Annotated in this window: 13 protein-coding genes and 5 tRNA genes; 11 read left to right on the top strand and 7 right to left on the bottom strand. The window is 44.9% G+C overall.

The window, feature by feature from the left end:
- Positions 1–44 precede the first annotated feature (44 nt).
- The 3 genes from NG22_RS00645 to NG22_RS00635 all read left to right on the top strand — a co-directional run bounded on the left by NG22_RS00645 (position 45) and on the right by NG22_RS00635 (position 1,842).
- Positions 45–503: a YkvA family protein gene (locus NG22_RS00645; RefSeq protein WP_053403937.1), complete on the top strand. Its 459-nt coding sequence runs from the start codon at positions 45–47 to the stop codon at positions 501–503.
- Between the two features lie 86 nt (positions 504–589).
- On the top strand, positions 590–1,189 hold the full coding sequence (locus NG22_RS00640; protein WP_053403936.1) for a thioredoxin family protein: 600 nt from the start codon (positions 590–592) through the stop codon (positions 1,187–1,189).
- A gap of 2 nt (positions 1,190–1,191) precedes the next feature.
- On the top strand, positions 1,192–1,842 hold the full coding sequence (locus NG22_RS00635) for an NAD(P)H-binding protein (protein WP_053403935.1): 651 nt from the start codon (positions 1,192–1,194) through the stop codon (positions 1,840–1,842).
- 84 nt (positions 1,843–1,926) lie between these two features.
- Here NG22_RS00635 and NG22_RS00630 read toward each other — a convergent pair whose 3' ends face one another.
- Entirely contained in the window at positions 1,927–2,313 is a 387-nt protein-coding gene (locus NG22_RS00630; protein ID WP_053403934.1) for a hypothetical protein, read from the bottom strand.
- 202 nt (positions 2,314–2,515) lie between these two features.
- On the opposite strand from NG22_RS00630, the gene dtd reads away from it, so the two are divergent.
- The 7 genes from dtd to NG22_RS00590 all read left to right on the top strand — a co-directional run bounded on the left by dtd (position 2,516) and on the right by NG22_RS00590 (position 10,058).
- Positions 2,516–2,968 carry a D-aminoacyl-tRNA deacylase gene (dtd, locus tag NG22_RS00625; RefSeq protein ID WP_053403933.1) on the top strand — a complete coding sequence of 151 codons (453 nt, stop codon included), beginning with the start codon at positions 2,516–2,518 and terminating at the stop codon, positions 2,966–2,968.
- Positions 2,969–2,989: 21 nt separating this feature from the next.
- A complete protein-coding gene (locus NG22_RS00620) occupies positions 2,990–3,319 on the top strand; it encodes a nucleotide pyrophosphohydrolase (RefSeq protein ID WP_053406844.1) in 330 nt (109 codons plus the stop codon).
- Positions 3,320–3,908: 589 nt separating this feature from the next.
- A complete protein-coding gene (pruA, locus tag NG22_RS00610) occupies positions 3,909–5,540 on the top strand; it encodes an L-glutamate gamma-semialdehyde dehydrogenase (protein ID WP_053403931.1) in 1,632 nt (543 codons plus the stop codon).
- Positions 5,541–5,680: 140 nt separating this feature from the next.
- On the top strand, positions 5,681–6,178 hold the full coding sequence (locus tag NG22_RS00605; protein ID WP_053403930.1) for a CYTH domain-containing protein: 498 nt from the start codon (positions 5,681–5,683) through the stop codon (positions 6,176–6,178).
- Positions 6,179–6,325: 147 nt separating this feature from the next.
- Positions 6,326–7,834 (top strand): hypothetical protein, encoded by a 1,509-nt coding sequence (locus NG22_RS00600; protein ID WP_053403929.1) that lies wholly within the window; start codon positions 6,326–6,328, stop codon positions 7,832–7,834.
- A gap of 704 nt (positions 7,835–8,538) precedes the next feature.
- Positions 8,539–9,834 (top strand): hypothetical protein, encoded by a 1,296-nt coding sequence (locus NG22_RS00595; RefSeq protein WP_053403928.1) that lies wholly within the window; start codon positions 8,539–8,541, stop codon positions 9,832–9,834.
- Positions 9,835–9,845: 11 nt separating this feature from the next.
- Positions 9,846–10,058, top strand: coding sequence for a hypothetical protein (locus NG22_RS00590; protein ID WP_053403927.1), 213 nt, complete (start codon positions 9,846–9,848; stop codon positions 10,056–10,058).
- A gap of 459 nt (positions 10,059–10,517) precedes the next feature.
- Here the strand turns inward: NG22_RS00590 and NG22_RS00580 are convergent, their stop codons facing one another.
- Positions 10,518–11,198, bottom strand: a complete 681-nt coding sequence (locus tag NG22_RS00580; protein ID WP_053403925.1) for a DUF2490 domain-containing protein — start codon at positions 11,196–11,198, stop codon at positions 10,518–10,520.
- Positions 11,199–11,580: 382 nt separating this feature from the next.
- Between NG22_RS00580 and NG22_RS00575 the strand changes: the two genes are divergently transcribed.
- Positions 11,581–12,744, top strand: coding sequence for an acyl-CoA dehydrogenase (locus tag NG22_RS00575; RefSeq protein WP_053403924.1), 1,164 nt, complete (start codon positions 11,581–11,583; stop codon positions 12,742–12,744).
- Positions 12,745–13,382: 638 nt separating this feature from the next.
- On the opposite strand, the gene NG22_RS00570 is transcribed toward NG22_RS00575, so the two are convergent.
- The 5 genes from NG22_RS00570 to NG22_RS00550 form a co-directional block, all read right to left on the bottom strand.
- Positions 13,383–13,464, bottom strand: a tRNA-Leu gene (locus NG22_RS00570).
- A 57-nt stretch (positions 13,465–13,521) separates the two neighbouring features.
- Positions 13,522–13,603, bottom strand: a tRNA-Leu gene (locus tag NG22_RS00565).
- 15 nt (positions 13,604–13,618) lie between these two features.
- A tRNA-Leu gene (locus NG22_RS00560) sits at positions 13,619–13,700 on the bottom strand.
- A gap of 44 nt (positions 13,701–13,744) precedes the next feature.
- A tRNA-Leu gene (locus tag NG22_RS00555) sits at positions 13,745–13,829 on the bottom strand.
- Positions 13,830–13,849: 20 nt separating this feature from the next.
- A tRNA-Leu gene (locus NG22_RS00550) sits at positions 13,850–13,931 on the bottom strand.
- Between the last annotated feature and the right edge of the window lie 201 nt (positions 13,932–14,132).

Here is a 14,132-nt window from a genome sequence, read left to right as displayed (position 1 = left end):
AGGAGAGGTAATTCCTTCGCCTTTTTTTATTTTTCTTTTTCGATATGAGCAAAAGACAAAGAATTTTGAACCGAGCGATTAACAGCGGCTTTTTCCGTTATGCCCTGCAAAGAGGCGCATCCCTGCTGGCTGATTACAAAAGCATTGACCAACTCTACGGGGATGTCCATTTTCATTTAACGAATCGGAATGGACAATTACGTAAGGCAACCGAGGAGATCAAACTATTCGCAGAAATGGTAGTAGCCTATGCCAAAGGAAAATATACCGGCATCCCCTGGAGTTCCATCACCATGATTACTGCCGGACTGGTTTATTTCATTAGCCCGATAGACGCCATACCAGACTTTATCCCGGTAGCGGGATTGGTCGATGATGTTTCCGTCATTTTGTGGATTTACAATTCCCTCAAACATGAGATTGACAAATTTAAAGACTGGAAGCTGCATGAAGAACAAACCATACTGGATCGGGAAGAACCGGATAAAAACCATATAGAATAAGCCGCAAGTCTTCCACCTGACCTTATAAACAGAGCGGGAAGTCCTTTTTTTGCGTTAGCTTTTCTGAAATATAATTTTTATAGAATATGTCAATCGCCATTCCTTTTGAAAAAATAGAGCAGGCTTATTCCTATGCCGAATACCGTGCACTCACTGATCAACTATTGTCCGAAGGTAAAACCACCGGAGACAATCAGTCCGAAGCCATGATCGAATACACGCAGCTTAATGTACAACGCATGAAGCGAGCAGAAAAAGTCTTTAAGCTCAATGAGGAGACCGAAAAACACCTTCAGGCTATTGATCGCCCCATTTATTGGGTGGTACTCTCTGAAGCCTGGTGTGGCGATGCCGCCCTCAACCTTCCGGCCATCGCCAAAATGGCCGAAGTGAATGATCACATTAAACTGAAAATTCTTTTAAGAGATGAAAACCCTGAGGTGATGGATAAATACCTCACCAATGGTGGCAGGTCCATTCCTAAACTTATAGCAGTAGATGCCGAAAGCGGAGCGGAACTCTTCACCTGGGGACCAAGACCGGCACCGGCACAGCAAATTGTATTGGACTGGAAAGCCTCCGGCAGTACCAATCCGGATGAAAAAAATGTGGCTATTCAAAAATGGTACGCCAAGGATAAAGGGCAGACTATTCAGGAAGAGTTTATCGCTTTGTTAAATCAATAAGCATGGCAAAAATTGCAGTATTAGTCGGGGCAACCGGCCTGATCGGAGGGCATCTTCTGAATTTACTGGTGGAATCACCTCATTATGACCAGGTGTACGTTTTGGGAAGGCGGGCACCGGCTTCCAGCCATCCGAAAATTCATTTCATCAGAAGCGACTTTTCGCCTTTGCATTTGACTCATGAGATACCAGACCATGTGCGGGATGTTTTCTGTTGCCTCGGCACCACCATTAAAAAAGCCGGTAGTCAGGCCGCCTTCCGGCAGGTGGATTACCAGTTTCCAATTGACATTGCCAAGGCCGCCAAGGCAAAAGGAGCCCATCACTTTTTAATAGTAACCGCCATGGGGGCAAAGGCCAATTCTTCTATCTTCTATAACAAAGTAAAGGGAGAAGTGGAACAAGCCATCGGGAAGCTCGACTTTCCTCGTTATTCCATCTTCCGCCCCTCCTTATTAATGGGGGAAAGAGAAGAGCAACGTACAGCCGAGGATATTGGAAAAGCGTTGGCCCCTCTTATGAAATTCCTCCTGCGGGGACCATTAAAAAAATACCAACCCATAGCCGGGCTACAAGTCGCTCAGGCCATGTACCAAAAAGCTCAGGAAGCAGGAGAAGGGAAAAACATTATTTTGAATGACCAAATGGTGTAATCATCCGATCTTTTGGGTAGCATAATGAGGACCAGAAAAATTCGCTCATAACAAAAGCCCGCCGATTATCAGCGGGCTTTTGATTTATTTTCCGAGTAGCCAATCCTCAGCAGCCTCCCGCTGAAGAAAATACTCAAATTCCACTTTTTCGAATAATTCCGGCGCAAGATCCACCGCTTGCTTCACTGATGCGTTACCAAAAAAATTCGTCGGCTCCAAAATCGCAAAGCGGCTAATGCCTCGCTCCAACGCTTCCGGAAACCATTCTTCCCTAATAAAAATTTGATTCCCTGGACGAAGGACTTTTAAATCCTGTAGATCGATCAGCAAACGGCTAACCCCTTTCTGCTGAGCGAACCTCAGAATTGTCTCTCCCCACTGCCTGAACTTTTGTTCCTCCACAAATCCCGAACATCCGGCCTCTACATAACCAAGGTCATGATGAAGCACTTTATAAGGTTCTGCTTCCACCTGATCTTGTATTTAAAGTATTCATTTAAAACAATGTTTATTACAACGAATGACGTAAGAAATGGTTTAATTTTACAGGTATTTTGATGTACAGGCCTGCTATAAGTCTATCCGGAAAAAACGCTTAGTAAAAATAAAGCATCCCGCTCCGGCTTTTTCCTTCGCCGGAAAAATGTAATTTCACGGCTATAAAATAATCATCATGCGGGTATTAATTCAAAGAGCAAAAGATGCGCACATCACAGCTGATGGCGTGGATAAAGGGGGCTTCGCACAAGGGCTGGTCGTTTTCATAGGGATAGAGAATGAAGACGGCCAAGAGGATATTCAATGGCTGGTCAATAAAATCATCAACCTGAGAATATTCGGAGACGAAGAGGGAAAAATGAATCGCAGCGTTTTGGATATAGGCGGCGACATCATGCTGGTGAGCCAGTTCACCCTGCACGCTTCCACTAAAAAAGGCAACCGTCCTTCCTTCATCAATGCGGCAAAGCCAGATCAGGCCATTCCCCTATATGAAACTTTCATCAAGCAAACGGAAGGAGCCCTGGGCAAGCCGGTGTTCACCGGAGAATTTGGTGCCGACATGCAGGTAAGCCTGACCAATGATGGCCCGGTGACCATTTGGATCGACAGTAAAAACAGAGCATAAACCATGGAAAAACAAGAAGACATCAGCATCCGACAAGCCCAGGAAATGGTGGATCACTGGATCAAAACCGTGGGCGTTCGCTATTTCAGTGAGCTCACTAATATGGCCATACTGACCGAAGAAGTGGGTGAACTGGCCCGCATCATGGCCCGCACCTATGGCGACCAGTCGTTTAAAAAATCGGACCTGGCCAAAAACCTGGGCGATGAAATGGCCGATGTGCTGTGGGTGCTCATCTGCCTGGCCAACCAGACCGGTATCGACCTTACCGATGCCCTTCGTAAAAACCTGGAAAAGAAAAATATCCGGGATGCCGACCGGCATAAAAACAACCCCAAATTAAAGGCCTAAAATTTTACCGCTATTGGAATATCAAAACAGCTAACCACTAGCGGTATTTTTTTGGGGGCTGCTGCCGCTTAGACGTCAGCATCAGGCTGGCGCGGCTCACCCCATCGGCCTTTTGGGCCGCTGTGGTTTAAACAAACCCGCTTCATCCTTGCCCCGGGCGGGCTCATCGCCCGCAAAGCTACCCGCCCCAAACCGGCAGAGGGATAGAAGCATTGTTGGAGCTCCTTTTCCCGGCCTAAAAGCGTAGCGGCCCTGGAAAAGAGCGACTGCTGATAGCCCGGTGCGAAGTGCATACGAAGCACTGCCCCAAAAACACGCCTATCACTTCATTTTCACAAAGAATGTCAGTCCGCCACCTTTCTTTTCACTCCTTGAAGAAGGAAACAATTTCAGGTGAAAATTTGGCCTCAGGCCTGACTTTGGCACTAAATCATCTTCTAATTCTGCTTTAGAGAATAGCATTTGGAGGGAATCTTAATTTTCTATTCTCCACGGATTCTTTTAACTTTAGGAGCCTTCTCTGAAGGCTTGGCTTTTCTGAGAAGCAGAAAGCATAAATATTATCAATCAAATAAAATACACTGCTATCATGGCAAAAGGAGTATTTAACGTTCCGACCCCTAAAAACGAGCCTGTGTTGAATTACGCACCAGGATCTAAAGAGCGCGAGGCATTAAAAGCAGCTTTGGAGGCGGCACGTTCCACTACGGTGGATGTACCGATGTTTATCGGTGGTGAAGAAGTACGAACCGGCAACACCAAGCCGATGAATCCTCCTCACGATCATCAACATATTCTTGGACATTACCATGAGGGTGATGCAGCACACGTAGAGCAAGCGATTGATGCAGCCCTGGCAGCAAAAGCAGACTGGGAAGATTTGAGCTGGGAACACCGCGCGGCTATTTTCCTGAAAGCAGCAGATTTGATTGCCGGACCATACAGAGCTAAATTAAATGCAGCTACGATGTTGGGACAGTCGAAAAGTGCTTATCAGGCAGAGATTGATTCTGCTTGTGAGATCATCGACTTCTTGCGTTTCAACGTTGCTTATATGCAAGAGATTTACGAGCAGCAGCCCAACTCTGCAGACGGTATCTGGAACCGTTTGGAGCAGCGTCCGTTGGAAGGCTTCGTATTTGCTTTAACGCCATTCAACTTCACCGCTATTGCGGGTAATTTGCCTACTTCCGCTGCGATGATGGGTAACACCGTAGTTTGGAAGGCTTCTAACACGCAGATTTACTCTGCCAATGTGTTGATGGAAGTATTCAAAGAGGCGGGTGTTCCTGACGGGGTAATTAACCTGGTACACGTTTCCGGTCCTGTTGCTGGTGAGGTGATCTTCAACCACCCTGAATTTGCCGGTATCCACTTCACCGGATCTACTGGTGTATTCCAGCACATCTGGAAAACTATTGGCGAGAACATCCACAAATATAAATCATACCCACGTATTGTTGGCGAGACAGGTGGTAAGGATTTCATTGTAGCGCATGAATCGGCTAATATCGATGCCTTGGTAATCGGTATGGTTCGTGGTGCATTCGAATTCCAGGGACAGAAATGTTCTGCTGCATCTCGCGCTTATATCCCACACACCATTTGGGAGGAAGTAAAAGAGAAGTTGGTCGCGAAGATTGCGGAATTGAAGATGGGCCCTGTAGAGGATTTCACCAACTTCGTGAACGCAGTAATCGACGAGAAATCTTTCGACAATATCGCAGGTTATATCGATGGTGCCAAAGCCAACGATATGGTGGAAGTAATTGCTGGTGGTAACTATGACAAGTCTAAAGGTTATTTCGTGGAGCCTACCGTATTGTTGTCACACGATCCTCAGTCTACCACTATGGTTGAGGAAATCTTTGGTCCGGTATTGACCATTTACGTTTACGATGCGAATGACTTCGGTTTGGCATTGGAAATTGTAGACCAAACTTCACCTTACGCCTTGACGGGTGCGATCTTCTCTCAGGATCGTTATGCAGCTTCTTTAGCTACAAAAGCTTTGCGTAATGCGGCAGGTAACTTCTATATCAATGACAAGCCTACCGGTGCAGTAGTAGGACAGCAACCATTTGGTGGTGGCCGTGCTTCCGGTACAAACGATAAGGCGGGATCAATGATCAACTTGTTGCGTTGGGTTTCTCCACGCACCATCAAGGAGACCTTTGTTCCTCCGGTAGATCACCGTTACCCATTCATGGACGCGGAATAATCCAAGACCGGAAATAAAAAATTAATCCCGCATGCGCTCCCGGGCTGGAGGGCAGCGGGATTTTTTTATGTTTGCACAATCGCCTTGCGACGGAAGGGGTTTTTTACTTAATTTGTTGCCCAATCACTTTTTGAACCAACATGGCTAAAGAAATTGAACGCAAATTTTTAGTGTCCTCGGATGCTTATAAGTCGCTGGCTTCCGGTACTTATTTCCACCAGGGATACTTGAATGCGGATAAAGACCGGACGGTAAGAGTACGGATTGCAGGAGATGATGCCTTCCTGACCATTAAAGGCATTACAGAAGGCGCTACCCGTTCGGAGTTTGAATATGACATCCCGATGGATGAGGCCGAGGAAATGCTCAATGAGCTCTGCATTCGTCCCACCATTGAAAAGCACCGCTATGTAATTCCATGGGCGGGATTCATTTGGGAAATTGATGAATTTCACGGCGAAAACCAGGGTCTGGTCATAGCGGAGATTGAATTGCCTTCGGAAGATACCGAATTTGAAAAACCGGACTGGATAGCTGAGGAAGTAACGGAAGATCCGAAATTCTATAATGCTTCATTGGTAAACTATCCCTTTAAGGATTGGCCGGAAGCAGAACAGAAAAAAGTTATTCAGGAATAAAAAAAGAAGAGGAAGCTTAGCAGGCTTCCTCTTTTTTTTTAGCCCTCCTATAAGATAATTCCGCTATTCATCTGACCTATTCTGGACTTTCTCCAATGTTACGGGAAGGTTGGCTCTAAAATCGGTTAAAAAAAGAAAAATCTTTTTATGCAACTGATCAGCGTATTGACACTTTGCTTCCTTCCTTTACTTTCCATTGCCCAAATTAAAGTTGCTGCCAAAGATGCCACCGCCGCAGAAATCAATGCTGCAAATCTCAAGTGCAATGGAAATGCTGATCAAAAAGAAATTAATGACGCCCTCAAGCAGGGTAAAATCGTAGAGCTTTCCTCCGGAACCTTTAACTGCAATGGGGAAATCAAAGGAGGAAATAATATTCTTCGCGGACAAGGAAAGAACGCCACCAAGATCATCACCACCGCTAAGAATGGAATTCATTTTGAAGGTCGTTTACTTGCCCGATTTAATGCCACAGGAGAGTTAAATGCCGGCTCAAATGCCATCAATGTCCGGGGTAATCCCAATATCGGTTCAGGAGATATTATTCTGATCGCCTCAGATGATCTGTATTGCGGGCTGAGAGGCTATTATATGAACGGTGAAGGCGCTGTGGTGAAATCAGCCATCGGGGGAACCATTAATCTACAACAACCATTGAAACTGGATTACAAGAAGAATGCCCGCATCGTGACCTACCAGTTCCATGATAATGTAGGGATGGAGAACTTTACGCTCGAAACCAGAAATGGAGAAGTTGCGCTGATGATCAAATATGCAACCAATGCCTTTTACAAAAACATCGACCTGATTGATCCTACGGAGAAGTGTTGGCAGGGCTTCAGCGTTAATAATGTTTATGGCTTTGAATATAGTAATCTGTACGCCTCAGGCATACTACACGGACGTTCCACCACGACACCTCATGGCTATGGCTTTTACATCTCCGGCGCCGAAGATGGCATCATCAAAAATTGCAAAGGGTATAATAACAAACATTCCTTTGAAATTTCCGGCTATCTGGAAGTACCGGTCAGCCGTAACATCCGCCTGGAGAATTGTGAAACCGACAATGACTGGCGGGCAGGATTTAGTACCCACGGTGCCGCCAGCGATATAGACTGGATCAATTGCACGGCCAAAAATGCCAATGGTGGGTTCCTGATTAGGAGTGACAATAACCGTATCATTAACCCGGTAGTGGAATGTCGTGATTATAATTCCGCTTTTTTTATTGGTGAGTACACCCAGCAAAATGGCACCTGGGACAAATTTGATGGCATTGGGGGAGACAACCTCTATATCGAAAACCCCACCGTAGACGGCGCCGGCGTCACTAATTGTTACTTTGAATTCCGGGACCCTATCCGGAATATGGAAGTGGTCGGTGGCTCTTTTACTGGGGCAAAGAATGGCCTACTCATTTTCTACGGTATGGAATGCAGCAATTTCACCCTCAAAAACTGTTACTTCAATATAAAAGGGTTAAAGCATCTATTCGAGATGCAGCCGGGTAAAGGCGAAACTACTTACAACACCACCCTGCAGGTCTCTTTTGAAAATGTACAGCTCTGCGGAGGCGGTGCCCCTCAGGACCTGTTGACTTCCCCCGTAGCGACAGATCTGCAATTCAGCGGAATAGATTGGAATTGTGATTAACTCCTATTTCACAGCCATTTGTCTGGTACCAAGCCGATACCTTAAAAGAACAGCGTATTGGTCAGTGGTTTGGCTGATTTATTTACAGCCTGAATTTGAGTAATGCTACTCTCTCCGCATTCAGCTGTTTCGCTGGAAAAACTCAAAATAAGAAACTATTCCTTCCGCTTTCCCGCCTTGCAGCTAATGCAGATTTTGAAGCAGCAACAAATCAGCTTAGGGAAGCTGTGGCTTTTTTGTCACTAATAAACAAAGAAAAAAAACTGCCCTAAAAAAATTATAACCCTAAGAGTAGCTCTACCTTCACCAACCGAAAGCAGCAAAATTTCACTCTGAATAATCCTTTTTTTATTCAAGACAAAATTATCTCAACGCATGAACACCAAAACATAAACCCCTGGTTATAAACAAAAAAGGAAACAACACCTCCCCAAGAAAGAAAAGCTCCCTTCCCTTAATAATGAAATCTTCCCCATCTCCATATTTTTCAACCCGTATTATATCTTTTATCCATACGGACCAAAGTCCGCTTTGCTTTTACAATAGGGGCACAACTTTCAAGAAGCTTGTCCGTTTTCATTGTGGTTTGTTGCTCCTAAATTCCTGATCAACACCACTTACCCTTTCACATCGGCCTATTTCATTTTTTCTATCCCCAATGAGGGAGGAATTCCTTTTTATTCTGTTTTAAAAAGAAAACCATCATGCAAATGAAATTCACCGGCTTATTATTCTTATTATTACTCCCCTCCATTCTCTTTGCACAAATCAAAGTAGCGGCAAATGATGCTACCCAGGCAGAAAAAAATGAAGCGGATTTTCAGTGTAACGGAAATGCGGATCAAAATGAAATCAACCAGGCATTTAAGCAAGGTAAGACGGTGCAACTTTCCTCTGGTACTTTCCGCTGCAATGGCACCATCGCCGGAGGGAACAATATCCTTCAGGGGAAAGGAAAAGATGCTACCACTATTATTTCCACCACGGGCACAGCTATCACCCTGAAAGGTAGCCGAAAAACAGGCCGTGGAGACCAGGGGCGTTTTAATGTTAGTGGAAACATTGCGGCAGGTGCGACCACCTTTACCGTCAATGGAAATCCGGAATTAGCCGTAGGAGAAAAATTCCTGATCTTCTCGCAGGATTTATACTGCGGCCTGAGGGGTTATTACAAAAATGGCGAAGGAGCGGTGGTGAAGTCCATCAGTGGGGGGACGATTACCGTCGAATCTCCAATCAAATTAGACTATAAATCAACACCGAGAATTGCCACCTATAATTTCGTGGACAATGTAGGTATGCAAGACTTTACCTTACGGGTTTCCAACAATTCCATCGCCATGTCCATGGAATTTGCCACTAATGTATTTTATAAAAACATCAACCTCATAGACCCCACGGAAGGCTGTTGGCAGGGCTTCCGAATTATGAATGTTTACGGCTTTGAATATACTGACCTTTATGCCGAGGGAATTTTGCATGGGCGCTCTACCAGCAATCCGCACGGTTACGGCTTTTATATTTCCGGAGCTGAAGACGGTCTTATAAAAAACTGTAAGGGTTATAACAATAAGCACTCCTTCGAGATATCCGGTTATAATGAAGTACCTGTAAGTCGGAATATCAGAATTGAAAACTGCGAAACCGATACGGACTGGCGATCAGGATTTAGTACCCATGGAGCAGCCTCCGATATAGACTGGATCAATTGCACCGTAAAAAATGGCAATGGGGGTTTCCTAATCAGGAGTGATAATAATCGGATTATTAACCCTGTTGTAGCGTGCACAGGAACCAACGCGCCCTTCTTTATCGGAGAATATACCCAACAGGGAGGAACATGGGATAAATTCGATGGCATTGGGGGAGATGACCTTTATATTGAAAACCCAATAGTAGATGGCGGAGGGTCTTGTAACCGTTATTTTGAATTCAGAGATCCTATCCGAAATGTTGAGATCGTCGGGGAACCTTTACCGGTCCCAATAATGGTTTATTAGTTTTTTATGGCATGGAATGCAGTAACTTCTCCATCAAAAACACCACCTTTAACGTAGGCGGCATAAGTAAACTTTTTGAAATGGCACCGGGTAGTGGAAGCCCGACCATCCATATTTCCTTTGAAAATGTGAAGCTTTGTGATGGCGCCAACAATCTGAATCTATTGACTACCCCCACGGAAACAGATCTCACGGTGAAAGGGGTTTATTGGGATTGCAACTAACCATAGCCTTCTAAGCTTAGGGAGTTATCCTCATATATTCCGCCCGACACATCTCCATTAATATTACCATGTGTTGAGATTCACTTATGAGCTTCAACAAAAAGTAAAAAATTACCTGGATTATGCCTGCCTAAATCTTCGTTTAGCTGTAAAGCGGAAAAATAAAGGAATTGTACCCTATTTCGAGTTTTTTCCAAAAGAGCAGATGAATGAGAAGAAAGCAAGCTTATCCAAATTTGGGCTATTAAAAATTAAAGAAAAACAGCTGTATTTTTTTGATAATGACCGGATTGTGGTAGGTCAATGCATTTAGCGGTGAATCATTCGGGTTAAAAGACTATGCATCACCTACTAAACACAAAAGGGCATCGAAAAACTCAACGCCCAATAGTATTATGTTCTGATTAGCAGCAATTTTCCTATGCTGAGCGCTGCATGCTCTTGGAACGCGCTCATCCTCTATTTGTAGAAAGGTAATTTGTGGGTAAAGAAGAATTGAAGACGATGGTCTGATACCTTATTGCCAAAATGCAAATTCATATAGCCCGCCTGAAGGTGAATGGTTTTTGACAGCTGATAGCCCAACATTCCGTAAATTCGATTTTGATTGAACTCAAAAGAGGGTTGCGTATTTAAAAGAATCTCATTTCCAGCAGTCAGGAAAAATTCACCTTGCTCCACACGCTCTCCCTGTAAGGGAATGGAAGCTTGCAGGCGGTAGCGTGTTCTTTGCCCCCTGCTACTCCCCTCAAAAAAGCGAAATTCATATCGAAGTCGATGTTGCAAATTAACCCGGCCAATTTTATTCTTTATTATGGACTGTACCGTTAATCGATATTCTGAGGATTGCTCCGGTTCAAACTCATCTGTCGCCTGAGTCCAACTTGAATGATATTCATTTCCTATACCTAACTGAAAATTAGAATTGAAATTGTAGGAAATATAAGGTCGGAAGAAAAAGTTTTGCGGTTCAGTGATCACTGAATAAGTACGAACCTGACTCTCTAAAAACAATTCCAATTTCGGACTTAAATCATAAAAGCCATTATACACATACCAGGAACCCAAATCTGAACTTTGCGCTTTTGCGTTATTCCAACCTAATATAATCATGGCCCATAGGGCAAGCCATCTTTTCAAACCGAATGTTATTTTAACGTTAACTAAATGTTTCCTCAAAATTACAAACATAAAACCAGACTCAACTACCCCATTCCGTTTATTTACAACCCATATTGACATAAAACAAAGCGACATTGGATATAGAAGACTACAGAACAAACCCTTATAATATCAAGCTTTCGGTAGATGATATTGTCTTTAAGGTTAAAATTTTACAAAAATGATCTCCAACATTAATTTCCTTAATGGTGCTTAGGATTTATTTCGATACTCTGATAGCCTTTCTAAACCCTGATCAACAAACAGACATTCCTTCCATTCTCCTTTTTAATCAATCTGATAATTTTTAAATTATATAGTACCTAATGATTCCTGTCAACTAAACCCTATAAATACCCAAATGAATTTTAACTTAACTGAAGAACAACTGGCCGTCAGAGACGCGGCCCGGGAGTTTGCCCGAACAGAACTTTTGCCGGGCGTTATTGAGCGAGACAACGAGCAACGATTCCCCAAAGACCAGATCCGAGAAATGGGCAAGCTGGGCTTTATGGGCATGATGGTAGACCCCCAATACGGCGGTGGTGGTATGGATACGATCTCCTACGTGCTCGCCATGGAAGAAATCTCCAAAGTGGATGCTTCCGCCTCGGTATGCATGTCCGTAAACAATTCCCTGGTCTGCTGGGGACTGGAAAAATACGGCACCGAAGAGCAGAAGCAAAAGTACCTCGTTCCGCTCGCCAAAGGAGAAGTCATCGGCGCCTTCTGCTTGTCTGAACCGGAAGCCGGAAGTGATGCCACCAGCCAGCAAACCGAAGCCCTGGATATGGGCGACCATTATCTGCTCAACGGCACCAAAAACTGGATCACCAATGGGGGCAATGCCTCCATTTACCTCGTCATTGCCCAAACCAACCGCGAAAAAGGCCACCATGGCATCAACTGCCTGATCGTGGAAAAAGGCATGGAAGGATTCGTGGTCGGTAAAAAAGAAGATAAACTCGGCATCCGTGGCTCCGACACCCATATGTTGAGCTTTACCGATGTCAAAGTCCCCAAGGAGAACCGCATCGGGGAAGATGGCTTCGGCTTTAACTTCGCCATGAATACCCTCAATGGCGGACGCATCGGCATCGCGGCACAGGCCCTGGGCATTGCTTCGGGTGCATTCGAATTAGCCCGTAATTACAGCCTGCAGCGTAAAGCCTTTGGCAAGGAAATCGCCCGCCACCAGGCCATCGCTTTCAAGCTGGCTGATATGGCCACAGAGATCGAAGCAGCGAGGTTATTGGTACTCAAATCTGCCTTTGAGAAAGATCAGGGAAGGGATTTCTCCAAATTCTCCGCCATGGGCAAGCTGATGGCTTCAGAAGTCGCCATGAAAACCTCCGTCGAAGCCGTACAAGTACACGGCGGCTATGGCTATGTGAAGGAGTACCATGTCGAACGCCTGATGCGGGACGCCAAAATCACCCAGATCTATGAAGGCACCAGCGAGATCCAGAGGATTGTCATCTCCCGCAAAGTGCTGGAAGAAATGGACGGCCTGTATAAAATGTAATATGCCCGTTGAGATGTTTTGGGGGGCTGCTGCCGCTTAGACGTCAGCACCGGGCTCGCGCGGCTCACCTCATCGGCCTTTTGGGCCGCTGTGGTTCAAACAAGCCCGCTTCATCCCTGCCCCTGCGGGCCTTCGGCCCTGTTGTCGGCAAGAAAAAGGGCAATCCATCTCCTCTAAAACAAAAAGCGCCTTGTTCAACAGGGCGCTTTTCTATGCTCCACTTTTATTGAAGCGGTAATGCTAAATCCAATTGATGATTTTTGGAGCTGATCAACCACTCTCCCACTTCCTTATGAAATAACCCGAATTATCCATGCTTAAACACCCGTTCAGCTGCAAAGGGGAAAAATGAGGGAATAGCTCCCTATTTTAAATTTTTTCCAACGAAACAGATGAATGAGGAGAAAGCAAGCATACCCAAATTTGAGCTATTGATAATTTGATAAAATTAATAATAACAATCTGGTAACTAAGCCTTTATATCGACCAACTAAATCTAGCGGTGAATAATTCGGGTTAATGCTCAAAAAAATTCCTGTAATGAATCGTGCGTAAACAACTTAAGTTGGCCCAAAAAATACGGCGGTAAATAATTCAGCTATAAAACAAAAAGGACAGCTCTAAAAGAACTGCCCTTGTGCGGATGGAGGGACTCGAACCCACACACCTCGCGGCGCTAGATCCTAAGTCTAGTGCGTCTACCAATTTCGCCACATCCGCTTAAGATATATATTTGATACCCGAAGGCCTGGTGAGGAGTACAAAAACTACTCCTAGTGCGGATAGAGGGAGTCGAACCCCCACGCCTCGCGGCGCTAGATCCTAAGTCTAGTGCGTCTACCAATTTCGCCATATCCGCTGCTTTTCGGTTTTGTGCGGGCGGAGGGACTCGAACCCACACACCTCGCGGCGCTAGATCCTAAGTCTAGTGCGTCTACCAATTTCGCCACGCCCGCAGGTCGTATTCCGAAAAGCTATAAATAAATCCTTTTTAATGGATTGGTGCGGATAGAGGGAGTCGAACCCCCACGCCTCGCGGCGCTAGATCCTAAGTCTAGTGCGTCTACCAATTTCGCCATATCCGCAGATAAGATATTCCAATGTGTGCGGGTGGAGGGACTCGAACCCACACACCTCGCGGCGCTAGATCCTAAATCTAGTGCGTCTACCAATTTCGCCACACCCGCAGTTGAATATCTTCATCCATTAAAAAGCCCCTTGCCGATCTTCCGTTGAAGATTCCGCAGAAAGTCCCAAGCCTGTAGGCTTGTTGTTTCCTTAAGGGATTGCAAAAGTACGCAGCTAAATGATATTTGCAAATAGCTGCTCGCATTTTTTTTAAAGAAAATAATCGTCAAAAATTAATCCTTTGAGAAAGTGGAGATTAA

Origin of the sequence: Persicobacter sp. CCB-QB2, from assembly GCF_001274635.1 — a bacterium.
In the GTDB taxonomy this organism is placed as follows: Bacteria; Bacteroidota; Bacteroidia; order Cytophagales; family Cyclobacteriaceae; genus Persicobacter; species Persicobacter diffluens.
The sequence above is the reverse complement of the archived record's forward strand: the minus strand, read 5'-3'. Positions and strand labels throughout refer to the sequence as shown.

What these genes read in the sequence shown, in the direction of transcription:
- NG22_RS00645 (WP_053403937.1), top strand. Translation starts at nt 45, where the DNA reads ATGAGCAAAAGACAAAGAATTTTGAACCGAGCGATTAACAGCGGCTTT.
- NG22_RS00640 (WP_053403936.1), top strand. Translation starts at nt 590, where the DNA reads ATGTCAATCGCCATTCCTTTTGAAAAAATAGAGCAGGCTTATTCCTAT.
- NG22_RS00635 (WP_053403935.1), top strand. Translation starts at nt 1,192, where the DNA reads ATGGCAAAAATTGCAGTATTAGTCGGGGCAACCGGCCTGATCGGAGGG.
- dtd (WP_053403933.1), top strand. Translation starts at nt 2,516, where the DNA reads ATGCGGGTATTAATTCAAAGAGCAAAAGATGCGCACATCACAGCTGAT.
- pruA (WP_053403931.1), top strand. Translation starts at nt 3,909, where the DNA reads ATGGCAAAAGGAGTATTTAACGTTCCGACCCCTAAAAACGAGCCTGTG.
- NG22_RS00605 (WP_053403930.1), top strand. Translation starts at nt 5,681, where the DNA reads ATGGCTAAAGAAATTGAACGCAAATTTTTAGTGTCCTCGGATGCTTAT.
- NG22_RS00600 (WP_053403929.1), top strand. Translation starts at nt 6,326, where the DNA reads ATGCAACTGATCAGCGTATTGACACTTTGCTTCCTTCCTTTACTTTCC.
- NG22_RS00595 (WP_053403928.1), top strand. Translation starts at nt 8,539, where the DNA reads ATGCAAATGAAATTCACCGGCTTATTATTCTTATTATTACTCCCCTCC.
- NG22_RS00590 (WP_053403927.1), top strand. Translation starts at nt 9,846, where the DNA reads ATGGAATGCAGTAACTTCTCCATCAAAAACACCACCTTTAACGTAGGC.
- NG22_RS00575 (WP_053403924.1), top strand. Translation starts at nt 11,581, where the DNA reads ATGAATTTTAACTTAACTGAAGAACAACTGGCCGTCAGAGACGCGGCC.